This window comes from Paenibacillus sp. JNUCC-31, assembly GCF_014844075.1.
Taxonomy (GTDB): Bacteria; Bacillota; Bacilli; order Paenibacillales; family Paenibacillaceae; genus Paenibacillus.
Map to the genome: position 1 here is coordinate 608,489 of NZ_CP062165.1, position 23,261 is coordinate 631,749.

Sequence of the window (23,261 nt, forward strand, 5' to 3'; positions counted from 1 at the left end):
CATATTTTTTTGCCGCATGTTGTGAATCTTCAGCTCCGACTGACCACTTGGGCATTACCAGACACCTATTAGACGCCCCGCGCTCCCAAAAGTTGCGAATATATTCCAACATAACAGAAAAAAAACGTTGTCAAATCAAGCTTTTTCTACATTTTATTGTCTGGATTTTCCCTTTATTATCAAATATGCATCTCTAAACAACGAACTGTCCTAATCTGCATAATTGCGCATACAAAGCTTATAAACCCAAATATTCCACGATTCCGTCGACAATGGCCTGTGCACATTTATCCTGATAATCCTCTGTAAGCATAATTGCTTCATCGGAAGGATTGCTTAAAAATCCGAGTTCAAGTAGAACCGCAGGCATTGTTGTTTCACGGGTTACATGCAGACTTGCTGTTTTGACTCCCCGATCCTTGAATCCCGTAATTGGTAACACATGTTTGTGCAGTATGTCAGCCAGAGTTTTGCTTTCCTTGCGACTGTATAGTGTTTCTATCCCATTAGGAACTGGGGTTGTGAACTTGTTTCCATGAATGGAGACAAAAATATCCGCTTGATTCAGTTGGGCGATATCCACACGCTGCTGCAGGGATAACTCCGTATCATCCTGTCTTGTGATCACCGTCTGAATCTCCGTATACTGTTTCATTAGCTCCTGCACTTTTAATCCCACAGACAGATTAAAATCCTTCTCATAGGCACCTGACACACTCACGGCTCCCGATTGACGTCCGCCATGTCCCGGATCGATAATAACGACCTTTTTGCCATCATTGGTTGGCAATGCCGGCTGACTTGTTGGTTCTCCGTCACTTGCTGTAAGGTCAACGAGCAAGACGTTGTTCTCGCCTAGTGACCATTTGGCAGTAGCTGCCTGATTCAGATCTAGTACCACACGCACCGTTGAAGGTGACTTGCTAAATATCGCATATCGGACCTTCGAGACCAGTGCTGAATCCGTAACCTGAATACTCCCGCTCCCATCCGGACTGCTTACTTGCCCCTGACTGAATTCCTTGGAAAATGTAGTGTCAGGCAGATCCACGATAATGCGATCAGGTCCGCTGATACTGGACACTTTGGGTGTCATATCACCATTCGTCGCAACAATCAGTCGATCCCCGCTGAAGCTGATGTTCTGAAGCTCTCCAAGACCATTCGATGCAGGTGTTTCTACTGGATCATTTTCATTTTCTGGATCTGCTACAGGAGGGATGCTAAATAGGCTAACTGTCTTGGTTCCATTGTCCCATCCCACACGCAGACCCATGCCCTCACCGACAAACCGTAGTGGAACCAGTGTAGTCCCCTGCTTAACAAGGGGCGGCGAGTCCAGACTGACCCGACTTCCATTCACAGTGGCTGCATCCTCACCGGCCGTCATCTGGATACTGCTGTTACCTTTGAGAACTCGGACGGTCTGGGTGGCTTTCTCCCACTTCACCTGATATCCGAGATTTTCAGAGACAATCCGAATGGGCACCATCACGGTCTTGCCAATGTTCTCGGCCGGAGCTCCCGATTGTTGCTTAATGGTCACACCGTCCAGCACAATCGATGGAGACGAATCGGCATTTGCCATGACAGGAAATAAACACAGGAACAGAAAAACAAAGACTGCTGCCGACCACTTTTTCATACATCAACCACCATTCTGTTTGTCTTTTGAACCTTCCACCTGATTCGCTGTGATGCAACACTCGACTCTATCAACCCTTCCATAATCTACTAATCAGTTTATCAGATATTGTCTCTTCATCCGGTTACAACGTTGTCATATTTAGTCGGATTATCCCTACAATCAGAAGCTGCACGCTTAATAGGCACAATGCAAAAAAACCTCAATCCCGAGTCTGGAACGTTGAGGTTCCATGCTCGGTCTAGAGGTTCGATATTCATTTTGCCAAAATTGAAACGCTTGGTTGGTTGAAGCTATTTATCCAAACAATTTAGCCGCGTGACGCTCTTCATAAGCTGTAATTTCATCATCATGCTGAAGTGTCAGACCGATATCATCCAGACCTTGCAACAGGAATTGACGACGGTGTTCATCCAGATCAAAATCAATATGCAACCCGTGTGCATCTGTAATCGTTTTGTTTTCCAGATTCACATTTAGTTCATAACCTTCATGAGTCGCTGTACGCTGGAACAGATCTTCTACCTGCTCTTCCGACAGTTGAATTGGCAGAATGCCATTTTTGAAACAGTTATTATAGAAAATGTCAGCATAGGATGGTGCAATCACGCAACGGAATCCGTAGTCCATAATTGCCCATGGCGCATGCTCACGGGATGACCCACAGCCGAAGTTGGCACGTGAAATCAGAATGGATGCCCCTTTGTAACGAGGTTTATTCAGTTCGAAGGAGGGATTGTTGTTCCCCTCTTCGTCAAAACGCCATTCATAGAACAAAAATTGTCCAAATCCGGTCCGTTCGATCCGTTTCAAAAATTGTTTCGGAATGATGGCATCTGTATCTACATTGACCCGATCTACCGGTGCAACGATGCCTTGCAGTGTTTTAAATTCTTCCATATCATTCGTTCTCCCTTCAATCCGTTCCTATGTTAGATAGCTGCTTCCGTTTTGAAATTCCAGTCACGTACGTCAACGAAGTGTCCCTTAACCGCTGCTGCTGCTGCCATTGCAGGAGATACAAGGTGAGTACGTCCTCCGCGTCCCTGACGTCCTTCGAAGTTACGGTTGGATGTCGAAGCACAGCGTTGTCCTGGTTTCAATACATCCGGGTTCATGGCCAGACACATACTGCATCCTGCATCACGCCATTCAAATCCAGCCTCAGTGAAAATTTTATCCAAACCTTCTTTTTCGGCCTGAATTTTAACACGTCCCGAACCTGGAACAACGATCGCTGTAACATTACTGGATACAGTGTGACCTTTGGCTACCTGTGCAGCAGCACGCAGATCTTCAATCCGTCCATTGGTGCATGAACCGATAAATACATAATCAACCGGGATTTCGGAGATTGGTGTTCCAGGTTCCAAGCCCATATATTCAAGCGCTTTTTCAGCTGCTTTACGTTCATTTTCAGTTGGCAATTCAGCCGGTACAGGAACTTTCGAAGAAATGTCGGTTCCCATGCCTGGACTTGTGCCCCAAGTTACTTGCGGAATCAATGTTTCCACATCGATTTCAACCACTCGGTCGAATTCAGCACCTTCGTCGGTTACAAGCTCTTTCCAGGCAGCAACCGCTTCATCGAATTTGCCATCAGCAGGTACGTATTCACGTCCACGCAGATATTCAAATGTGGTTTCATCCGGAGCAATCATGCCCGCTCTCGCTCCACCTTCGATGGACATGTTGCAGACGGTCATGCGCTCTTCCATGCTCAGTTCACGGATCGATTCACCTGTATATTCAATAACATAACCTGTTGCAAAATCTGTACCGTATTTGGCGATAACTGCGAGAATCATATCCTTCGCCGTTACACCCGGGTTACGCTTGCCGACAAAACGAACTTCCATCGTTTTGGCTTTGGCTTGCTGCAAACATTGGGTTGCCATAACATGCTCGACTTCACTTGTTCCGATTCCGAATGCCAATGCACCAAATGCACCATGTGTGGATGTGTGGCTGTCTCCACATACAATCGTTTTACCTGGATGAGTCAGACCCAGTTCAGGTCCCATAACGTGTACAACACCTTGGTCGATGGTATCCAGATCATACAGTTTTACGCCGAAATCACGGCAGTTTTGTGAAAGCGTGTCAATTTGTTGTTTGGAGATCGGATCTGTAATGTTGAAACGATCCTTGGTTGGAACGTTGTGATCCATGGTCGCAAACGTCAGTTCAGGGCGACGGACTTTCCGACCACTCAGACGCAGACCTTCAAATGCCTGCGGTGATGTTACTTCGTGCACCAAATGCAGATCAATATACAAAATGCTTGGCTTGCCTTCTTCCTGATGAATCACGTGATTTTCCCAAATTTTCTCAAACATCGTTTTTTTACTCATCATTTTCACCTCATCATAAGTTCGGTCCTTGGAAGAGCCTTGTACGTTCCTCTAAAAGTAAAGCTCTTGAATGACATAAATATATCACCCTGTCCTTCATTGTTCCAAGATATAATTTCTATAGATGTAATAGGTTCAGCCTATAACGAGGAAAATGCAAATAAACCACTGCTTTACGCAGGGGTTCCAATTGATAACAATTATCATTATCATATAAATTTTATACTACGTTCCAGCCTCTTCTCTGTCAATGCTTTTTATATAAAACACAAAAAAAGCAGCCCTGTTACCAGGGCTACCATGAATACATCTCACCTGTTCCAGACGATCGTATTCCCCATATTTATCCATTCATTGCATTCCTGCCTCTGCTGGAAGTGAATTACTTCTTGTCCCCACTGCTTTAATAACGAAATTGTAGGCTTTAGCAGAATCTATGCCGTTTACTGTATAGCTGTAACTCATCTGACCACTTACCGCCGGTACATATATGCTCCAATTTGTGCTGACTTTATCATTCTTCTCGTAAATCCGGTAACCTCGCACCGGCTCAGAGCTATTTGCTGGCGCTTTCCACGAAAGAACTGCACGGTTCCCGGACTGTCTTACTGCGCTTGGGTTTTGAACTGTGCCGGGTTTGACGTCCGTCCGTTTAATACTGTAAACATCATAGACAGCAAGGGGTTTATCTTTAACAGCTGTGTAAGATGTAAACTTCAGCACGTCGTTTGAAATGGAAACATCCACAAACATTTTCTTGTTGGGCTGCTCGTTTTTTGCTGCAAAAAACGTGTCTGCATCTGGATTAAGAGCATAGAATTTCGAAGCGGCCGAGTTACCCATTAAATATACAGTCCCCTTGGGATTCAGCACATTTCCTTGCTCATCGGTAATGACATTCTTAATTGGAACGTTGTTCAGCATTTGAAAAGACCTCATATACATATGGTCATGTCCCTCAAACACCATATCCACACCCAGCTCATCAAATACAGGAATCAGATATTTCCGGTAAAATTCTACCCGATCGCTTTCGGCCGAAGCATTATCCCCTGAAGAATAAGCTCCCTTATGCATAGAGACGAATTTCCACTTTTTGTCGGTCTTTGCCACCTGATTCCGCATCCATTCCAACTGCTTCGTGAACTGAATATCCGCTTTGTAAGGTTTGACCTCCCCTTCGTACTGGGAATTGATTTGCATGAACAAGGCATCGCCGTATTCGAAAGCATACACCGACCCGTCATGAGCGCCCGTCCCGACATCCTTTGGAAGATTAAAATGGTTATAGAAGTTATTATTCGGATAATCCTCTATCTCATGATTACCGATGATCGGCGCAAATGGCACATTGGCAAATTCTTTTTTCGGCACTCCCAAGAACCACTGCCACAGCTGCTCCAGATCACCGTCATCCGTTAGATCCCCTGTAAGAAGAACAAACTTGGGATCTACTGTTTTCTCAATAGCTCTCTTAAAAGTATCCTGCCACAGATCGAAATTCGACTTGCTGGAGCCTTGGGTGTCGGTAACATAGAGGAAATGGAAATCCTGATTATTCGCCTTGTCCGTAGTAAAAGAACCTGTCTCGCTCCAGCCGTCCGCATCACCGTTACCAGCTCGGTACATATACTTGGTTCCAGGCTTGAGATCGCTTGCGATAACCTTATGACTGGCGAACTTTTTATACTTCTTGGAGCTTCTGTCTCCTGAGGTCATTAAGGTTTCAATAACTGTTGAGCTGCCCTCATACGAAGTCGCCAGTTGTTCCGGGAAATCGTTTCCTCCCGCATTGGAGGCCTCCACCACTTGCACTACTGTACCTCTGACGGTTTCGGCTGTATACCAGTCAAAGGCGATACTTGTCTTTGGATCCCCATTAAAAGTCATGTTCAGCAGTGTTGGTGTTTTGTTGCCGGTATCCAGAGACTTCGTCTTAAAGCTCCAGGTAATATTGTTGTCCGGTGTCCGGCCGTCCATAGCCCCCTTAACAAGCTCTTTAGGGATGGTCACCTGGTAAGTTTTTCCTGAAGTAAAATTAGGGTGGCTGACTCTAACCGTGTCTTGACCGAGAAGCGAGGCAGAGATGTTGTTAAGCGGGACACTGTTTTCCGTGATTACAACTTGAAAGCCACTGTCGAGACTGATGGCTTTATTAAACTTTATTGTGATCTCTGCGTTAAGAGAAACATCTGCAGCTCCTGAGGCTGGAGTTTTGCTTACCTCAAGTGTGGGAGTGTCCCCAGGTTCGCCACTAATACGTGTTCCTTTAATGACTACATCCTTGATTCTGCTTGAGCCTGAGCTGGACACCGTTCCTCCGCTTACGCTTTTTACAGAGTCTACCACCCAACGGATATAGACTACATCTTGATTGTTTATTCCCGCAGGCAAAGCGAGGTTCGTTAATTTGCAGGAATTATTAGCACAATTAAAATTGTTCTGGGCAAGAACCAGTTTACCGCCTACAACATCTGTCCATTCCTGCTGATTTGTACTGTATTGCACCTTAAAATCCTTGGGTCCCGTACTTGAAGAAGTTTGCTGTGAAGAGAGGGAGATAGCTTCGAAGTCTTTGGTCGAAAGCGTGGCCAGCCAGTATTTAATGCCCGTTCCTTCATGCCAGCCCTGGTTGCGTACACTGTTCTCACCTGACTCATAGGTGTATGCATCTGTATTTGTTCCTACATCACGAATGGATGAAGCCGTTTGATTTACCCCGCCGGTAGCCGGAAATAATCCGTTCTCGCCTTTGTCCTTAAAAATCCACTGGGCAATCGTTTCCTGTACTGCAGCTGCTTCACTTGCAAGACCTTCCTCACTTTCTTCCCTTCCTGCTGAGACAAAACCGGTCAACTCCATGGCAAGCAGCAAACCTATAGCCATTAGACTGATCACCTTGGAAAATCTGTTCTTGAGATAAGATTGGTTTTTATCCATTTGGCCCATCTCCTTCTTCATTAAACTCACTTATCATCAAACCGCCGTCACCGAGAAGAACGGCGGTTCTGCTACCCTTACATTCCTGTTATTGGAGTTCCCAGTCGGTGACTTGACGTACTGCCGAATCTGCGCTCTTCAGGTCTGTCTCCCCCATGTTCAGCAAATTACTCCATTGCTTCACACGATTCTTCCCGTTAGGCGGAGAGTTGTACTCATTCGTATCCACAATCTTGGTCCGTTCTTTATAAAATTTGGTCATGAAAGTCTTCTCATCCGTGCTGCTTCCTGATTTACCCAAAAGCCCTTGAAGAGTCTCGGAGCCGCCGGTCGCTCCATGATTCAGCGCAGCGTCCACGAAGGAACCAATCGTTAATGCCGAGTTAAAGCCGCGTTTGCGGGCCTGATCCACACTGTACTTAATATAGACATTGTAGAACGTTTTCCACATAGCCTCTCTCCACTCGGGATCATTCTGCAAATTGCCGATCTTTTTGCAGAAACTCTTTTCACTTTCATTGATTTCGAGGATCTTCCCTTTCATCGCACCCTTGACACCGATTCGGGCCAATGCGCCTTTAACCGAAGGATTACTCGCGCCTTTGGCAGCGTCATATTCCTTGAACAGATCCGGACCGTCGGGACCGGTGTCATTTGAGCCGCCTGTAGTCGCACCGAATATTCCAATCGTATAACCACGGTCATCATCAATATCTTCACAATATCCGTAAAACTTGGTCCAGTTCAGATCGTCCTGCTCCGGTTTGTTGACAAGCATCATAATATTGTTCCATTGCTCACCATCGAGACCAGTGTTAATACGCAAGAATTGAAGTGTTGCCGGTGAGAAATTTGAATCAGGGTTCCCTGCCGCGTAACTCTTCTGTTGGAACGTACTAGACAGAGAGCCATAAGAGATAATGATTGAAAAACTGAGCAGGATCAACAATGAAAATTTCATCTTCCTGAAAACCTTGCTATTCGTTGAATTAAGCACCGCAATCTCTCCCTTAACCAAATAGTATAAGCGCTTTAACTTTTAACAGAGATGAACCTTATCCCCAAACCTCTGAGCATGACACCTCCTTTTCCAGCACTTGGTAAATTCAGCTTAAGCTTAACTCAAAAAGTTTGTCTAAACAGCACGTATTCTCTTGTAATTATTAAATTTTTATACATATATTGCTACACACTATAGATCAAGTCTACAATCCTCTTAGGGGGTGCTAAATGAAGCCGGTATTTTATGAGTCTACTCTTTTTGACATCAGCCACAAGAAACAGGTATATACCAGCATGCCTTCAAGTCACTATCATGATGCATATGAGATTCTGTATTTAATATCAGGAGATTTTTATTATTTTATAGGGGACAGAACATACCAGGTTGCGGGTGGAACACTGCTATTTGTGGATATTCACGAAAAGCACAAACTGGTTAATTCCGGCTGCAATATGTATGAACGGGTTACACTGCTGTTCAAGAAAGAATTTCTGCAGCATTTCTGCACCGGCGGTCAATGTGAGGAACTGCTCAAATTGTTCAAAAGTGATTACCGCTCTTTGAAGATGAACGGGAAGGATCAGTATTTCATGGAACAGCTTTTTCAGAAGATGATTCAGGAAGAGAAAAAGCAAGCTCGCGGATATGAACAGTACCAACAAATTTTATTGGTGGAGTTGCTCATCAATCTTAATCGTAAACTATTTGACAGCCTTGCAGCTCCATTGGTGGAATCCAATCGTGCACACAAGAAAGTCCTGGACATTGTTAATTATGTAAATCAACATTATATGGAACCGCTTAAGCTCTGTGAGATTTCACGGCAATTCGATATAAGCTCTTCCTACCTTTGCCGAACTTTTAAAGAATCCACCGGATTCAGCTTCATTGAATATATCAATAACATCCGTATTAAAGAAGCGCGTGATTTGCTGGTTGGCTCTTCTTTTAATGTTACTGAAATTGCGGGAATGGTTGGGTTTGATAACACCTCCCATTTTGGACGAACCTTCAAATTAATGATGGGCATCTCGCCGCTCTGCTTCCGCAAACAATTTAAGTCTTAATAGCAAAACCACTGGAATACCAATCATTAGAGAAAATAAAATGCCCAATCTCTCCCCCGTCTATCGTATCGTACCCTGCCGACATAGTATAACGATAGGATATTAACATTCCGGTTAGTGAGATTACCTCATATACTCATTCGCCATTATGGATACCTTTTGAAAAATACCCATAATCGAGTAGGAGGGGGCGTTTAAGCCCCCTACCTCTCACACCACCGTACGTACCGTTCGGTATATGACGGTGCATTATTAGTAGCCATTCTTCTCCTTATTACGTGCTTCATTCTTTTGATTCAGGGCAGTTATACACACTACTTTATAGAAAATACCATTATAAGAACTAGTTGTATCGTGTACGCTTCTGTTATTTTCTTCGGGCGATGGGTGACTTTAGACAATAGTTACTAGGCATGAAAAACTGCCTTAAAGACATGCAGACCACAGTTTAAGCGCTTAAACTTTCACGCGACAAATCACACCGTAGCTTTAAGAATTAGAGAATCAAGTCCACTGCATCCTGTGAAACCCACACTTTATCTTTAATCATTACCGTCAGTACATTGAGTTTCGTTGTTTTGCCGTCCAGAATGGCGATGTTTTTATCTATAGGCAGCTTGAGAACTTGGCCTGCTTTTTTCACTACAACCACCGGATTGGTCTTATCTGCCTTATCTAGGGTGATCGTAGCCCCTTTGGCCTTGAATTTATCACTGGATACGTACAGTGTATTCTGAAGTTGAGCCAGATTTAGTCCAGTCACTTCTTGAATATACTTACTCACATCCGTATTCTGGATTACGCCGCTGTTCACGAAATCGGTCGGTTTAAAATTAGCCGGATGATAGGCGAACAATCCGACTTCTTCCGATGTGTGATCATCCGTGGAGAAGGTTACGCCTGTCTTATTCCCCAAGATTTTACCGATGACCGGCGAAAGGTTATCTTTCATTCCTTTTTTGACTCGTTCTGCTTCTTCTTTAGTTAAATCACTAAGTCCATAATTATCCGCAAGGACCTTCTTGAAATTGTTCTCATTAATACTGCCTTCAATGTAATAACTGGTATGCTTCGCTTTCTTCATCACGGAGACAAGGTCCTTGGTGGAATCATAGTTCGTCATATTGAGCCCACCGGTAGCATGATCCGAAACCGATAGGACTGCTGTATTTCCATCTTTTTCTGCAAAGTCAACAGCGGCTTTGAAGGCTTTATCAAACGCTAATGTCTCACTCATAATCCCCACCGGATCGTTATCATGACCATACCAGTCAATCTGACTTGCTTCGACCATCAGAACAAAACCTTTCTCATTCTGTGACAATTTCTCTACAGCTACTTTGGTCATTTCAGCAAGGCTCGGCTGTTTTTGCGGGTTCAGGTCAAAATCAGCATCCAGCGCTTCGGAGTTGAACAGACCCCAGATTTTATTCGTTTTAGAATTTATTAATCCTGCTTTATCCGTTACATATTCATATCCATTCGATTTAAGGACTTTGGTTAAATCTTCTCCGTCCTTGCGGTTAATGTCTTCTTTGCCGGGTACCAAATACCCAGCCCCACCCCCGAGAAGAACATCTACCCCACTGTAGACCATCTGCTCTGCAATAGACTGCGCATTGTCACGCGTGTATGCATGACTTAGAAATGTCGCAGGCGTCGCATCCGTTAATTCACAAGTAAATACCGTTCCTGTACTTTTCCCTGCCATTCTGGCTGCATCCATAATCGTAGGGAGAGGTTTGTTCACGTCCTCGGGTTTAACTGCATCCACGAACGGCATCGTTATTAGGTCTGGAAGTATGGATACCGTCTCACTCTTAACCTTATGGCCTGTGGCATATGCCGTAGCCCCCGCAGCGGAATCCGTGGTAAGTGAATCCGTGGAATACGTTCTGACCAGGCCGCTAAAATACTTATCCATCGTAAGCGCCTGTCCTCCCTGATACCATCTGGCCAAGTTAACATCGGATAAGCTCATCCCATCCGTAATAAACAGGATCACATTCTTGACCGATTTGTTCGTAGGAGCATCAGAGTTATTGACGCCATTGGCGTAGGTCGTTCCGTTGTTCGCCGCAAGCAGACTGCAAACCAGAACTGTAGTGCAAATTCCCCCGATAACCTTTTTGCGCATTTGAATCCCCCTCTAGCAGATTTTGTTAAGTACGCTTCAAGTTTAAAGGAGGATTGTTTGCGGGAACAGCACCTATTCTCTTGTTATATGTTAAATTCTATGCATATTTTGTCTTGACCTGTGCTACTGATATATGTAAAAAAAGGGCGCCCTTTTCAGTACTACACTGCCTTATTACGAGGATATCGCGAGGTGATCTACCAGTGCTTTGAATTTGGGGAATTTCGGAGATTGTAAGGTTACGGCCTACCAATATCAACGAAGATGAGACATTATTAAAGTTAAAATTACTCAAGTTCGCTACATTCTGTATGGGTCGGAATGTGAAGAAAATAAAAAATAAGCCCACTAGACTTATCTAATGGGCTTTCGCTGTGGAATCGCAAATAATAGTGATTTATAGAATTTGACCGCCCACCATCGTCCAGAGAACCTGAAATTCATCATCCAATAGGACGAGGTCGGCATCGAAACCAGAGGAAATTTCCCCCTTTTGTTGAAATCCAAGAATATTGGCTGGCGTAGTTGAAGCCATCTGTAAGGCATCTATCAAGGGAATTCCGGTTTCGACAGTATAACGTAAGGCTTCATTCATGGTAACTGTACTGGAGGCCAGTGTTCCATCCTCCAGTTTTGCAATGCCACCCGATACCGTGACATGATGGCCTCCAAATAGATAATTCCCATCGCCCATACCCATTGCTTGTAAAGCATCTGTGATCAAGACCATTCCTTCCGGTCCTTTCAGGTTATGCATCAGTCGAATAATAGCAGGATGCAGATGGACATTATCTACAATAGCTTGAAGACTTACATGTTTCTCTTCAAAAGCAGCCACGATCAGACCCGGGTCTCGATGATGGATCGGCCGCATGCCATTAAAACAATGCGTAACATGACTCGCACCTGATGTAAAGGCTTGTTTGGCTTCCTCATATGTAGCATCCGAATGAGCGATCGCTATAACTACTCCCTGTTCTTTCAAAAAGGAAATCAAGTCCATTCCTCCCGGCAGCTCGGGAGCAATAGTAACCATCTTAATGAGTGACCCTGCTTCCTGGAAAATGATCTTCATTTCTTCTATGTTGGGATGCCGCAAATACTTTTCATTCTGCATTCCTTTTCGCTTCGGGTTCAGATACGGCCCCTCTAAGTGAATCCCTGCGATCTTTGCCCCCACTTCTTGTCCTATTACACGCTTGACACTACGAATCATTTCCAGAAGATCCTCCATCGTAGAACTAACAGATGTAGCCAGAAATGAGGTACACCCCGTTAAAGCACATTGGCGTGAAACTTCTTGAATACTCTCTTCAGTACCGTCCATCATATCAAAGCCATTGGCACCGTGGATATGAACATCTATCATCCCAGGTACTAGCAAATGTCCTCTCCCATCAATCCGTTCATACTCTCCTTCTAGCGTAGGAAGATCACCTGTGTCTATCCTCATGATTTTCCCTTCAGAAATCCACACATTGGCTGATGGAACGATACGGTTGCGAAGTGCCATCTGTACATTATGCAAAATATAATACATAAAAACCCTCCTCTTTCCTATGGTTATCAGTCTTGCTTTCGAACCTCTTCATTTTCTTCCTGACACTCAATAACAGTGATGTTCTTCTGATCCAGAACTTCTCTGATCTCACTCGGGAGTTCCAGATTTGTGACTAAAATGTCAACGAAATCAAAGTCCAGCCGATGAATAGATTTGCCAATAAATTTTGTGTGATCGGCTACTACGATAACCTGATCAGATCTTCTCGCCATTTCTTTCTTTACCCGGGCATCTTCTTCATATGGATAATAGAGCCCATCAGACCGGATTGCCGATGCTCCAATGAAGGCTTTATCAGCACGAATTTCACTGAGTTTATCGATAATGGAAGATCCATATAAAAAGCGGTGCTTTACATTCAAGTAACCACCGAGAATATAGATTTGAAGATCCTCTCGATTGGACAAGATCCCTACGTTATCAATCGAGTGCGTGACCACCGTGCAATTTTTTGCGCTAATTTGTTCCGCTACAAATTGCACCGTAGTTGATACGTCTAAAATCACAGTCTCATGGTCTTGGATAAGTTTTGCCCCAAACTTCCCTATTTTTTTCTTACTCTCGGATTCATCAATCAAACGATCCTGATAAGACAGCATTTCTTTCTGTAACTCAGGTAACGATAGCCCCCCATGAGTTCGAATCACAACGCCTTCCTGTACTAATCTAACAATATCCCTTCGTGCAGTATCCCTTGATACTTCAAACAGCGTACAGATATCTGTAACACTCATCGATTGGTGTTGTTTCAAGTATTCGAGTATTTTTAACAATCTTTCCTCTTGATACACAATACTTGCACCTCCTTTTAAGTAATTATAAGTATAATTTTTATTTTTCGCAAGTTAATATAAGCAAGTTTTAAGTTTGTTTAAGTATTTATTCCTGACCGTTCATAATAAAGACGTTAGCCAGATGAATTTACATCCGTTAACGTCTTCATAAGTTAAGATTTACTGCTAAGAAAAAATGAAGGATGGATTTCGGAGCCATTTGCTTAACAAATTGACTTAAATCACTCAGATACTTATCATCAAAAAGCGCTCTAATGCTCGTTGCAGAATTGGACTTCCCGCTCCCCCCCTTGCGGGGCCGTTTCTTTTTGTTATAGTTGTGCCTGTGTTGTATTAACTCTTTTTAAGCAGTGCAAGCGTTTCAGCAAAAATAACGATTTCTTCATCTGTAGTGCTATAATGATGGCATAACGAAAGGAATGACGTGTTGATATGGAATTCAGACAACTTCAATATACGCTGCAGATCGCGGCAGAGCGGAATTTCTCCCGTGCAGCCGAGAAGCTGCACATCGCCCAGCCTTCGCTAAGTCAGCAGCTGTCCAAGCTGGAAAAGGAGCTGGGTGTACTTTTATTCCAGCGTAATACCAGCACCGTGGAGCTAACTCATGCAGGGGTGACTTTTGTAGAGCAGGCCCAGAAAATCATTGATGCCGTCGAGCTGCTCAGACAGGAAATGTCAGACATTTCCCAGCTGCGTAAAGGTAAAGTCGTTGTAGGCAGCATGCCAATCACTGGCTCCCACCTACTTCCGCATGTGCTTCCCGCATTTCAGCAGGCCTATCCCGAGATTGAAGTAACCTTGCTGGAAGACTCCGGGCTTACGCTTGAAAAGCTGACGGCCAGTGGCAAAGCAGACTTAAGCCTGCTCTCCCTCCCATTGCAGGAGCCAAGCCTATCTTATGTAACAATTGGGGAAGAGCGAATTGACTTGGCTGTTCCCCCAAATCACCCTCTGGCACGCAGAGGAGATCCGGAACATCCGGTTCCCGTACGGATGGAAGAGCTTCGCGATGAACCATTTGTTGTACTGAAGAAAGGACAGGGATTCCGCAAACTTACTTTTGATCTGTGTGAGGAAGCCGGGTTTGATCCCAATGTGGTGTTTGAGAGTACAAACATTGAGACGGTACAGTCACTGGTCGCTACAGGCATGGGGATTACACTGGTTCCACGCTTTATTGCCCGCGCGCCCCGCAGTGAATTTGTTCCAGTTTATGTACCGTTGGCCGAGCCAACCCCCAGCCGTACACTGGTGGTTGCTTACCGCCAAGGGCGAGTCCTTTCCAAAGCTGCTGAAGCTTTCATCCATACGTTTCAACAAACCGTCGCCGAACTTTCTCAAGGAGAATAACAGGATTATCCGCAAATTATGTTCGCCACACATGTCAATAAAATAAACAAAGGCTTGACCCATAAGGGCCAAGCCTTTGTTCTATACTCGTCTCCCGCATCCGCAGGATAAAGTTCTTACATGGTATTAGCAATTATCGTTACATTACAATGTTGCTGATGTCATTATTGAATTGTTAACGTAAAAACGTACATATGAGAATTTCAAGTTTGGCGGTTTATTTTCGCAAATTACGTTCACTTGTCAGCCTGTTCTGCTGATTCACAAGGCGGCCTTCGTCCTGAACAGATCGTTCAGGGGGTGATAGCCCTCCTGCCCCATTCTCTAAGAATGGCCTAAAGTGATCTACCCTGGTGTTTTCCTGTTCCAGTCTCCTGAGCGTATCTTTCACATGGTTGTCCATTGATTGATCATCCTCCTTGGTGACGGGATAGTTATCATTACCCGCCTCTCGGGAGAATAAACACTTTATTTGGAAAATTACCGTTTTTTATTTACCGCCAAAATAAATGCCTGGTCTGCGGTCTTCGAATACCGGAATGCGGCCACGAACCTCATCCACAAGCGAAGGACGGATAATTCCGGTCACGATCTCTTCTCCTTCTCCGCCTTCAGCCACAATTTCACCCCAAGGATCAATAATGAGGGAATGTCCGAAAAATTCAGTGTCTCCCCCTTTGCCTACACGGTTGCAAGCAATAACATACATCTGATTCTCAATGGCTCTTGCTGTGAGCAGCGTGCGCCAATGATGCAGGCGCGGGTTAGGCCATTCAGCGGGTATGATTAATGCCTTGGCCCCGTTCAAGGCAAGCGTGCGAGCCAGCTCGGGAAAACGAATATCGTAACAGATTGAAGCTCCTGCGGTAAGACCATTCTCCAGCTCAAATATTTCAGGTTCTGCACCAGGCTGCAGATACTTTTCTTCATCCATCAGACGGAACAAATGCAATTTATCATAACGTGTTACCTGATTTCCTTCGCTATTGTAGGCATACATTGTATTGTAAATTTGGCCATCACGTTTCTCCGCAATAGAACCGCCGACGATAGAAATTCGATGTTTTTGGGCAAAAGCCGCAAGCCATTCCCTTGATTTCTTTCCTTCCGGGTCAGCAAGCTCATGAATTTGTTCCAATGCATAGCCCGTGTTCCACATTTCGGGCAGTACAGCCAGACCCAGATCGGGATACTGTTCTACCGCCCGTTCGAGCAAAGACTGCATATGTTTATGGTTGGCCTCAGGGTCTCCGAGCTGAATATCCCCCTGAATGAGGGCTACACGCATTTCCCCTTGTTGTTTTGTCATGACAAGCACTCCTCTGAATCGTGATACCTGTAATCATAGCTTGAGCTTCCAGACGTCTGCAACCTGTTTTCGTTATGAATTGTGCACAATAACCCACGAAGCAGCGTTAACAATCGGTTCCTTGCTCAATGGACAAAAATAAATGGCCTGTTTCAATTTTGTTCAAAAACCAGTTCATTCTTGCCGTCTTCGAGTAACTGAAGTGTTTTCCCCTCTATACAGCTCGGGATTGACGTGATAAATTAATGAATACTATTGCCATCTTTCATAACCGGAGTGATGTATAGCATGACTAATCTGCCTAATTCATCGGGTCGTTCCGCCTTTACCATACCTACATCCGATGTAATGACACAGCTACCAACACAATTTTTTGCTTCCCTTGTTCAAAATGTAAACCGCGAAATCGCAAGTGGTCACGATGTTATCAATTTGGGTCAGGGCAACCCGGACACACCTACACCGCCCCACATTGTTAAAACGTTGCAAGAGTCGGCAGAGAATCCGCTTTACCACAAATATTCACCTTTTAGCGGTCATGCCTTCCTGAAGGAAGCCGTTGCGAAACGTTACAAGGAAGATTACAACGTGGACCTGGACCCTGAAACGGAAGTTGCCATTTTGTTCGGCGGAAAAACTGGCTTGGTCCAGTTGCCTCAGATATTGCTCAATCCCGGCGACGTATGTCTCGTGCCTGATCCAGGTTATCCGGATTATTGGTCCGGTGTGGCACTGGCAAAAGCACATATGTCTTTCATGCCACTGCTGGAGTCCAATGCATTCCTGCCTGATTATGAAACAATCTCTGCCGGAGATCGGGAAAAGGCCAAGCTGATGTTCCTGAACTATCCCAACAATCCCACATCGGCCACCGCTCCGCTTGCCTTCTATGAAGATACGGTAGAGTTCGCCACTCAGAATAAAATCGTCGTAGCCAGTGACTTCGCCTATGGGGCGATCGGATTCGATGGCCATCGTCCAGTGAGCTTTTTGCAGGCACCAGGTGCCAAAGAAGTGGGCATTGAGTTCTACACATTATCCAAAACGTACAACATGGCAGGTTGGCGTGTCGGTTTTGCGTTGGGCAACGCCGAGATTATCTCCAAAATCAATCTGCTGCAGGATCATATCTACGTGAGTCTCTTCGGAGGCATCCAGGCCGCTGCAGCGGCTGCACTGACATCTTCCCAGGAATGTGTTACTTCATTGGTTGCACGTTATGAATCACGTCGCAACATTTTCTATGATGCACTCTCATCGATCGGCTGGCAGGCCCCAAAACCAGGAGGTTCCTTCTTTGGCTGGCTGCCTATTCCAGCGGGCTTTACTTCTGCTTCCTTTGCAGACGTGTTACTTCGTGAAGCGAAGGTTGCGGTCGCACCGGGCATTGGTTTCGGTTCACATGGTGAGGGGTATGTGCGTGCAGGACTGTTAAGTGATGAAGCTCGATTAAAAGAAGCTGCAGAGCGGATTGGCAAGTTGAATTTATTCAAGTAATTTACAGGGGCATCCCCCCTTTGCATCTACCAAGTTTCCATGGTATGTTATAAGGAAATATTGAACGAAACGTGATGACGGGACCAGTACGAGAGGATCAGCCGCGCCCAGAGAGTAAATTCCATCCGGCTGCAAGAATTTACCGCGGCTTCTCTCCGAAACCTACCCCTGAGCGGCCTGTGATGCACAGGACAGTGCCTTCTGTTACAGGGCATGAAGCCGGATGATTCAATCATCAATAAAGGTGGTACCGCGGAAGTAACGAACTTTCGTCCTTTTTAACTAAAAGGGCGGGAGTTTTTTTTGTACCCAACGGTCTGCTTTCAAATCTCTCATTAATATTGTTTAAGGAAGTGAAAACATGACCTCACGTATTGTCGTTAAGATCGGAAGCAGTTCGCTTACTACGGAAGAAGGCGGGCTCGATCGAAGTTCCATTACTTTTTTTGCCGGAGAAATTGCTGCCTTGGCTGAACAAGGCCATGAAGTTCTTCTTGTTACCTCAGGAGCAGTGGCTGCCGGTTTCCGGGAGATCGGTTACCCCCAGCGTCCCAAGCAACTGCATGAAAAACAAGCTGCAGCGGCTGTTGGTCAAGCTTTGCTGATGCAGGCATATCAACAGGCTTTTGCAGCGCACCGCGTTACTACAGCACAAATTCTGCTTACCCGTACCGACTTTCATAGCCGGAAACGGATGGGCAACGCGGGCATGACCGTGGAAGAGCTGCTCAAACAGCGCGTCATTCCGATCTTTAACGAGAATGATACGGTGTCTGTTGATGAATTGAAGTTTGGAGATAACGATCTTTTGTCGGCTCTTGTGGCGAATCTGGTCAAAGCGCAGCATCTGATCATACTTACGGATACCAACGGCCTCTATACAGCCGACCCACGCAAAGATCCATCAGCTGTACGTTATGACCGCATTCCCGAAATCACAGCTGAGATCTACGCTTACGCTGGCGGTTCGGGATCATCGGTTGGCACAGGCGGGATGCGATCCAAGGTAGATGCAGCCAAAGTGGCTACCCGTGGAGGCGTGCCTGTCTTTGTGGGAAGCGTGAATGAACCTGGAGATATGCAGAAGGCGGTAGATGGGACTGGAAAAGGAACCTATTTCGAGACTCGCCTGGCTGCGCTCTCACGTAAAAAGCAATGGCTTGGCTTCATGTCCACTCCGCTCGGAACCGTCGTTGTGGATAATGGTGCCGAAGAAGCTCTTGTCCATGGCGGTCACAGTCTACTGCCTGTAGGGGTGAAGCGGGTGCTGGGCACCTTCCACGCCGGAGACGTTGTAGAGGTCGTTGGTATGGATGATACCTTGCTCGGTCGTGGTATCGTCAATTATGATGATGACCAGCTTCGTCTTATTGCGGGATTATCGAGTGGCGAAGTGATGAAGCAGCTGAACAGCATCCATCGACTTGAAGTCATCCATCGGGATGAATGGATTACGTTAAAATAGAACATCTATGGTCCTGACGATTCACCTCTCAGGGTTCATAATTATCACCAATAAACAATCTTTTGTTTCCACTTTTAAATATGGGAGGAATTTATAATGAGTGAAGTCAGAGAAAAAGCGAGTAAGGCCCAAGCCGTAGTTCCGCAGTTGAATCGCCTGAGTACAGAACAAAAAAATAACGCGCTGCTGGTTATGGCAGACGCATTGATTGCCCAGACCGATTCCATTATTGCAGCGAACGCTGAGGATCTGGAACGTGGCAGAGAGCAAGGCACTCCGGAATCGATGCTGGACCGCCTCGCTTTGAATAAAGAGCGTATCGCCGGTATCGCTGAAGGACTGCGCCAGATCGTTGAGTTGCAGGACCCTGTCGGTGAAGTGCTGGAGACATTCACCCGTCCGAACGGATTGCATGTTGAAAAATTGAGAGTACCGATCGGTCTGATCGGCATTATTTATGAGGCTCGTCCCAATGTGACCGTAGATGCAGCCGGGTTATGCCTCAAAACAGGCAATGCTGTTCTGCTTCGTGGCGGCTCCTCTGCTCTGTCCTCTAATCGCAAGATTGTTGAGGTGCTGCATCAAGCACTCGCTACAACAGACATGCCCGCTGACGCATTGCAGCTTGTTGAGGATGCAGACCGTTCTTCCGTAGACGAAATGCTCAAGTTAAACGGACTGCTGGATGTCATCATCCCGCGTGGTGGAGCCTCGCTGATCCGCAATGTGGTTGCCAATGCAACAGTGCCTGTGATCGAAACAGGAGCAGGTATCTGTCATACCTATGTGGATGAATCCGCCGATCCAATCATGGCAGCTCAGATCGCTGTTAATGCCAAGGCACAGCGTCCTTCCGTATGTAACTCTATGGAAACTTTATTGCTTCATGCTGTATTTGCAGAAGAGCATCTGCCCGTTCTGGCCGAACAATTCCGTGAGGCTAATGTGCAGCTGAAGGGCTGTGACACGGTTCGCCGTCTGGTTCCCTCTGCCCTTCCAGTGACGGAGGAAGATTATGCAACAGAGTATAATGACTATATTTTAAATATCCGTATTGTTCAGAATCTGGATGAAGCGATGCAGCATATTGCACGTTATGGCACGAAGCATTCGGAGTGTATCGTTACTCGGGATACTACCAATGCAGAGCGCTTTTTGCATGATGTAGATGCGGCCGCTGTATACCATAACGCTTCCACTCGTTTCACTGACGGGTTCGAATTCGGTTATGGAGCGGAGATCGGGATTAGCACCCAGAAGCTGCATGCACGCGGACCAATGGGCCTGCCTGCCCTGACATCGACCAAATACCGTATCACTGGCAATGGACAAATCCGGCAATAATATCCCAGCTACAGTTATATAGGAGGAACGATAACAATGAGTCAAGAACAACAGACGTTATTACAACAAAATATTACTTTCCACGGAGCAGGCGCGATGGCTGAAGCCATCGTGCGCGGTCTGATCTCCCGCCTGGTCGTTCGTCCTCAGGATATTACCATGCTGAACCGCAGCAACCAGAAACGTCAGGAGGAGCTCAGTACCCGATATGCTGTACATACCGGAACCGCAGCACAGTCTCTGGACCATCTTGCCGCTTCTCCGGTCATTGTACTCTGCATGAAACCGAAAGATGCCGCAGCAGCTTTGCGTGAACTGGGACCACTCCTGTCACCAGATCAATTGATCGTCTCCGTCATTGCCGGTTTATCGATCCGTACGATGCAATCCTTGCTGGGCCGCAAACAGCCGATCGCCCGTACGATGCCGAATACATCCAGTACCATCGGGCTTGGTGCAACCGGACTTGCCTTTTCTGCGGAAATTACGGATGAACAACGAAGTACAGTCATGACCATGTTTGAAGCCGTTGGAATCGTGACCATCGTGCCTGAAGATAAACTCGAAGTGCTCACAGGTATTTCCGGAAGTGGTCCGGCTTATGTATACTATTTGATGGAGGCCATGATTGCCGCAGGTATTCGTGGCGGCTTGTCCAGCCAGCAATCCCGCGATCTGACTGTGCAAACCGTATTGGGCGCTTCACGAATGGTACAACAGACTGGATTGGAGCCGATGAAACTCCGTAGTGATGTGACCTCCCCGGGAGGTGCAACCCAGGCAGCACTGAAAACGCTGGATGAGGGAGATTTCTTTGAAAATGTAATTGCAGCCGTCAACCGCTGTGCAGAGCGCTCACGGGAGATGGGAGCTGCATTGGAAGGGGATTTAAAATGAACAATATGTGCACAGCCACATATCGTCTGCATGATGACCGTACAGACTTCCGCAAGAAGGCAGAGTCCATTGCTGTCGGCATGACTGTTGGCAGTTGGACCGAATTGCCTCAGGCCAAACGCGAAGCGATGCAGAAACATTTGGGCGAAGTCATCAGCGTTGAGGTCCATGAAACTGAAGGCATGGCCCCAGGTGAGCGTTACGCCGATATTACCATTGGTTATCCTGATGTGAATTTCAGCCGTGATATCCCTGCCCTGCTTGTGACAGTCTTTGGCAAAATCTCAATGGATGGACGCATCAAACTGACACGCCTTGGTTTCTCGGATGGTTTCCTTAGCGCGTTCCCTGGTCCCAAGTTTGGATTAAATGGAGTTCGTGATCTGCTCGGTGTACACGATCGTCCATTATTGATGAGTATCTTTAAATCCGTTATCGGACTGGATGTAGATGAACTGCGGGAACAATTTATCCGTCAAGCTCTAGGTGGAGTAGACTTGATTAAGGACGATGAAATTCTGTTTGAGAACAAGCTGACCCCGATCGAAAAAAGAGTGGAGATCTGCATGAAAGCCGCCGAACAGGCACGTAGGGAGACGGGCAAGAAACTTCTTTATGCCGCGAATTTGACCGGACCTACATCACGTCTGAAACAGCAGGCTGAACGTGCGATAGGTGCAGGAGCAAACGCATTATTGTTCAATGTTTTGTCCTACGGATACGATGTGCTGCACGAACTTAGCAGTGATCCCGACATCAACGTGCCGATCATGGCTCACCCTGCGCTTGCAGGTGCACTGTATCCTTCACCACACTATGGTATCTCAGCTTCGGTTCTGCTCGGTCAGCTCATGCGACTTGCCGGAGCGGATCTGGTGCTCTTCCCTTCCCCTTACGGATCAGTCACGATGCCGAAGGAAGAAAATATGGCGATCACCGAACAATTACTGTCATCGGATTTGCCTGTGAGAACCAGTATGCCCGTGCCTTCAGCAGGTATCCATCCAGGGCTTGTACCGATGATTCTGCGTGACTTTGGCACAGATGTCATCGTGAATGCCGGTGGCGGGATTCATGGACATCCCATGGGGACCGAAGCAGGTGGACGTGCATTCCTGCAAGCCATTGAGGCTGCACAGCGCTCTATCCTACTTGCAGATTATGCGGCAGAGCATCCAGAGCTGAAAAGCGCATTGGACCTGTGGGGTGGCGAACGATGAGAAGTGACAAAAAGACCGTTATTTTCTGTGATTTTGATGGCACCATTACCCTCTCGGATAACATTGTAGCGATTATGAAGCATTTCAAGCCCGAAGGTATTGAAGCGATTATGAACGATACGATTGAGCAAAAAATCTCCCTGCGTGAAGGTGTTGGAGCCATGTTCGCCCTGCTGCCTTCTTCGCAAAAAGATGAAATTGTGGAATTTGTGCTTGGACAAGCGGGGATTCGCGAAGGGTTCAGTGAATTTCTTGAATACGTTCGAAGCGAAGGCGTTGAATTCAATGTAACCAGTGGGGGAATGGACTTTTTTATCGAACCGTTACTTGCACCATTTCATATTCCACAGGATCACGTTTATTGCAATGGAGCTGACTTCACGGGTGAATTCATCCAGATCGAATGGCCAAACCCCTGCCAGCCTCCTTGTGAGAACGGCTGCGGCATGTGCAAAACGACCGTTATCCGTACATTCCCGGAAGAGCAATATAATCGCATTCTCATTGGAGACAGTCTGACCGACTTTGAAGGTGCCAAGATTGCTGATCTCGTCTACTCCCGTTCCATTCTGACGGACAAATGCGTAGAGCTGGGAGTGAACCATGTGCCATTCGCGACCTTTTACGATATTATGGAAGACATGAAACAGAAGCAAACACAAGGAGTGCTGTAAA

General features: G+C 46.1%; 18 protein-coding genes. 8 read left to right on the forward strand and 10 right to left on the reverse strand.

From position 1 onward, the window contains the following. Positions 1 to 238 precede the first annotated feature (238 nt). The 5 genes from JNUCC31_RS02455 to JNUCC31_RS02475 form a co-directional block, all read right to left on the reverse strand. On the reverse strand, positions 239 to 1,645 hold the full coding sequence (locus tag JNUCC31_RS02455) for an N-acetylmuramoyl-L-alanine amidase family protein (protein ID WP_192268253.1): 1,407 nt from the start codon (positions 1,643 to 1,645) through the stop codon (positions 239 to 241). Positions 1,646 to 1,942: 297 nt separating this feature from the next. Continuing rightward, the gene (leuD, locus tag JNUCC31_RS02460) at positions 1,943 to 2,545 is read right to left on the reverse strand and encodes a 3-isopropylmalate dehydratase small subunit (protein ID WP_192268255.1); all 603 of its coding nucleotides are present in this window, start codon (positions 2,543 to 2,545) and stop codon (positions 1,943 to 1,945) included. 32 nt (positions 2,546 to 2,577) lie between these two features. Beyond that, positions 2,578 to 3,999 (reverse strand): 3-isopropylmalate dehydratase large subunit, encoded by a 1,422-nt coding sequence (gene leuC, locus JNUCC31_RS02465; protein ID WP_192272674.1) that lies wholly within the window; start codon positions 3,997 to 3,999, stop codon positions 2,578 to 2,580. A gap of 351 nt (positions 4,000 to 4,350) precedes the next feature. Continuing rightward, on the reverse strand, positions 4,351 to 6,939 hold the full coding sequence (locus tag JNUCC31_RS02470; protein WP_192268256.1) for a metallophosphoesterase: 2,589 nt from the start codon (positions 6,937 to 6,939) through the stop codon (positions 4,351 to 4,353). An 88-nt stretch (positions 6,940 to 7,027) separates the two neighbouring features. Next, positions 7,028 to 7,900: a chitosanase gene (locus tag JNUCC31_RS02475; RefSeq protein WP_192268258.1), complete on the reverse strand. Its 873-nt coding sequence runs from the start codon at positions 7,898 to 7,900 to the stop codon at positions 7,028 to 7,030. A 269-nt stretch (positions 7,901 to 8,169) separates the two neighbouring features. Here JNUCC31_RS02475 and JNUCC31_RS02480 point away from each other — a divergent pair, with 269 nt between their 5' ends. Next, on the forward strand, positions 8,170 to 9,009 hold the full coding sequence (locus JNUCC31_RS02480; protein WP_192268260.1) for an AraC family transcriptional regulator: 840 nt from the start codon (positions 8,170 to 8,172) through the stop codon (positions 9,007 to 9,009). A 496-nt stretch (positions 9,010 to 9,505) separates the two neighbouring features. On the opposite strand, the gene JNUCC31_RS02485 is transcribed toward JNUCC31_RS02480, so the two are convergent. From JNUCC31_RS02485 to JNUCC31_RS02495, 3 genes are all read right to left on the reverse strand, one after another. After that, complete coding sequence (locus JNUCC31_RS02485; RefSeq protein WP_192268262.1) at positions 9,506 to 11,146, reverse strand: alkaline phosphatase; 1,641 nt, start codon at positions 11,144 to 11,146, stop codon at positions 9,506 to 9,508. 397 nt (positions 11,147 to 11,543) lie between these two features. Continuing rightward, positions 11,544 to 12,686 carry an N-acetylglucosamine-6-phosphate deacetylase gene (gene nagA, locus JNUCC31_RS02490; protein ID WP_192268264.1) on the reverse strand — a complete coding sequence of 381 codons (1,143 nt, stop codon included), beginning with the start codon at positions 12,684 to 12,686 and terminating at the stop codon, positions 11,544 to 11,546. 26 nt (positions 12,687 to 12,712) lie between these two features. After that, entirely contained in the window at positions 12,713 to 13,498 is a 786-nt protein-coding gene (locus JNUCC31_RS02495; protein WP_179282962.1) for a DeoR/GlpR family DNA-binding transcription regulator, read from the reverse strand. Positions 13,499 to 13,933: 435 nt separating this feature from the next. Here JNUCC31_RS02495 and JNUCC31_RS02500 point away from each other — a divergent pair, with 435 nt between their 5' ends. Then, positions 13,934 to 14,854: a LysR family transcriptional regulator gene (locus JNUCC31_RS02500; RefSeq protein ID WP_064636917.1), complete on the forward strand. Its 921-nt coding sequence runs from the start codon at positions 13,934 to 13,936 to the stop codon at positions 14,852 to 14,854. A gap of 217 nt (positions 14,855 to 15,071) precedes the next feature. Here JNUCC31_RS02500 and JNUCC31_RS02505 read toward each other — a convergent pair whose 3' ends face one another. After that, on the reverse strand, positions 15,072 to 15,257 hold the full coding sequence (locus tag JNUCC31_RS02505; RefSeq protein ID WP_192268266.1) for a hypothetical protein: 186 nt from the start codon (positions 15,255 to 15,257) through the stop codon (positions 15,072 to 15,074). An 87-nt stretch (positions 15,258 to 15,344) separates the two neighbouring features. Next, a complete protein-coding gene (locus JNUCC31_RS02510; RefSeq protein WP_192268268.1) occupies positions 15,345 to 16,163 on the reverse strand; it encodes a carbon-nitrogen family hydrolase in 819 nt (272 codons plus the stop codon). A 288-nt stretch (positions 16,164 to 16,451) separates the two neighbouring features. On the opposite strand from JNUCC31_RS02510, the gene JNUCC31_RS02515 reads away from it, so the two are divergent. The 6 genes from JNUCC31_RS02515 (at position 16,452) to JNUCC31_RS02540 (ending at position 23,260) form a co-directional block, all read left to right on the forward strand. After that, on the forward strand, positions 16,452 to 17,660 hold the full coding sequence (locus JNUCC31_RS02515) for a pyridoxal phosphate-dependent aminotransferase (RefSeq protein WP_192268270.1): 1,209 nt from the start codon (positions 16,452 to 16,454) through the stop codon (positions 17,658 to 17,660). 361 nt (positions 17,661 to 18,021) lie between these two features. Further along, positions 18,022 to 19,125, forward strand: a complete 1,104-nt coding sequence (gene proB, locus JNUCC31_RS02520) for a glutamate 5-kinase (protein ID WP_192268272.1) — start codon at positions 18,022 to 18,024, stop codon at positions 19,123 to 19,125. 96 nt (positions 19,126 to 19,221) lie between these two features. Then, complete coding sequence (locus JNUCC31_RS02525; RefSeq protein WP_192268274.1) at positions 19,222 to 20,469, forward strand: glutamate-5-semialdehyde dehydrogenase; 1,248 nt, start codon at positions 19,222 to 19,224, stop codon at positions 20,467 to 20,469. Between the two features lie 36 nt (positions 20,470 to 20,505). Continuing rightward, positions 20,506 to 21,366, forward strand: coding sequence for a pyrroline-5-carboxylate reductase (gene proC / locus JNUCC31_RS02530; RefSeq protein ID WP_192268276.1), 861 nt, complete (start codon positions 20,506 to 20,508; stop codon positions 21,364 to 21,366). After that, positions 21,363 to 22,586 (forward strand): 2,3-diketo-5-methylthiopentyl-1-phosphate enolase, encoded by a 1,224-nt coding sequence (locus JNUCC31_RS02535; protein WP_192268278.1) that lies wholly within the window; start codon positions 21,363 to 21,365, stop codon positions 22,584 to 22,586. The genes proC and JNUCC31_RS02535 overlap by 4 nt, the downstream gene beginning before the upstream one ends. Continuing rightward, positions 22,583 to 23,260, forward strand: coding sequence for a 2-hydroxy-3-keto-5-methylthiopentenyl-1-phosphate phosphatase (locus tag JNUCC31_RS02540; protein ID WP_192268280.1), 678 nt, complete (start codon positions 22,583 to 22,585; stop codon positions 23,258 to 23,260). The genes JNUCC31_RS02535 and JNUCC31_RS02540 overlap by 4 nt, the downstream gene beginning before the upstream one ends. The last annotated feature ends 1 nt before the right edge of the window (position 23,261 follow it).

Excerpts from the sequence above, each read along its gene's own strand:
- JNUCC31_RS02455 (WP_192268253.1), bottom strand. The coding sequence starts at position 1,645 with ATGAAAAAGTGGTCGGCAGCAGTCTTTGTTTTTCTGTTCCTGTGTTTA.
- leuD (WP_192268255.1), bottom strand. The coding sequence starts at position 2,545 with ATGGAAGAATTTAAAACACTGCAAGGCATCGTTGCACCGGTAGATCGG.
- leuC (WP_192272674.1), bottom strand. The coding sequence starts at position 3,999 with ATGAGTAAAAAAACGATGTTTGAGAAAATTTGGGAAAATCACGTGATT.
- JNUCC31_RS02470 (WP_192268256.1), bottom strand. The coding sequence starts at position 6,939 with ATGGATAAAAACCAATCTTATCTCAAGAACAGATTTTCCAAGGTGATC.
- JNUCC31_RS02475 (WP_192268258.1), bottom strand. The coding sequence starts at position 7,900 with ATGAAATTTTCATTGTTGATCCTGCTCAGTTTTTCAATCATTATCTCT.
- JNUCC31_RS02480 (WP_192268260.1), top strand. The coding sequence starts at position 8,170 with ATGAAGCCGGTATTTTATGAGTCTACTCTTTTTGACATCAGCCACAAG.
- JNUCC31_RS02485 (WP_192268262.1), bottom strand. The coding sequence starts at position 11,146 with ATGCGCAAAAAGGTTATCGGGGGAATTTGCACTACAGTTCTGGTTTGC.
- nagA (WP_192268264.1), bottom strand. The coding sequence starts at position 12,686 with ATGTATTATATTTTGCATAATGTACAGATGGCACTTCGCAACCGTATC.
- JNUCC31_RS02500 (WP_064636917.1), top strand. The coding sequence starts at position 13,934 with ATGGAATTCAGACAACTTCAATATACGCTGCAGATCGCGGCAGAGCGG.
- JNUCC31_RS02505 (WP_192268266.1), bottom strand. The coding sequence starts at position 15,257 with ATGGACAACCATGTGAAAGATACGCTCAGGAGACTGGAACAGGAAAAC.
- JNUCC31_RS02510 (WP_192268268.1), bottom strand. The coding sequence starts at position 16,163 with ATGACAAAACAACAAGGGGAAATGCGTGTAGCCCTCATTCAGGGGGAT.
- JNUCC31_RS02515 (WP_192268270.1), top strand. The coding sequence starts at position 16,452 with ATGACTAATCTGCCTAATTCATCGGGTCGTTCCGCCTTTACCATACCT.
- proB (WP_192268272.1), top strand. The coding sequence starts at position 18,022 with ATGACCTCACGTATTGTCGTTAAGATCGGAAGCAGTTCGCTTACTACG.
- JNUCC31_RS02525 (WP_192268274.1), top strand. The coding sequence starts at position 19,222 with ATGAGTGAAGTCAGAGAAAAAGCGAGTAAGGCCCAAGCCGTAGTTCCG.
- proC (WP_192268276.1), top strand. The coding sequence starts at position 20,506 with ATGAGTCAAGAACAACAGACGTTATTACAACAAAATATTACTTTCCAC.
- JNUCC31_RS02535 (WP_192268278.1), top strand. The coding sequence starts at position 21,363 with ATGAACAATATGTGCACAGCCACATATCGTCTGCATGATGACCGTACA.
- JNUCC31_RS02540 (WP_192268280.1), top strand. The coding sequence starts at position 22,583 with ATGAGAAGTGACAAAAAGACCGTTATTTTCTGTGATTTTGATGGCACC.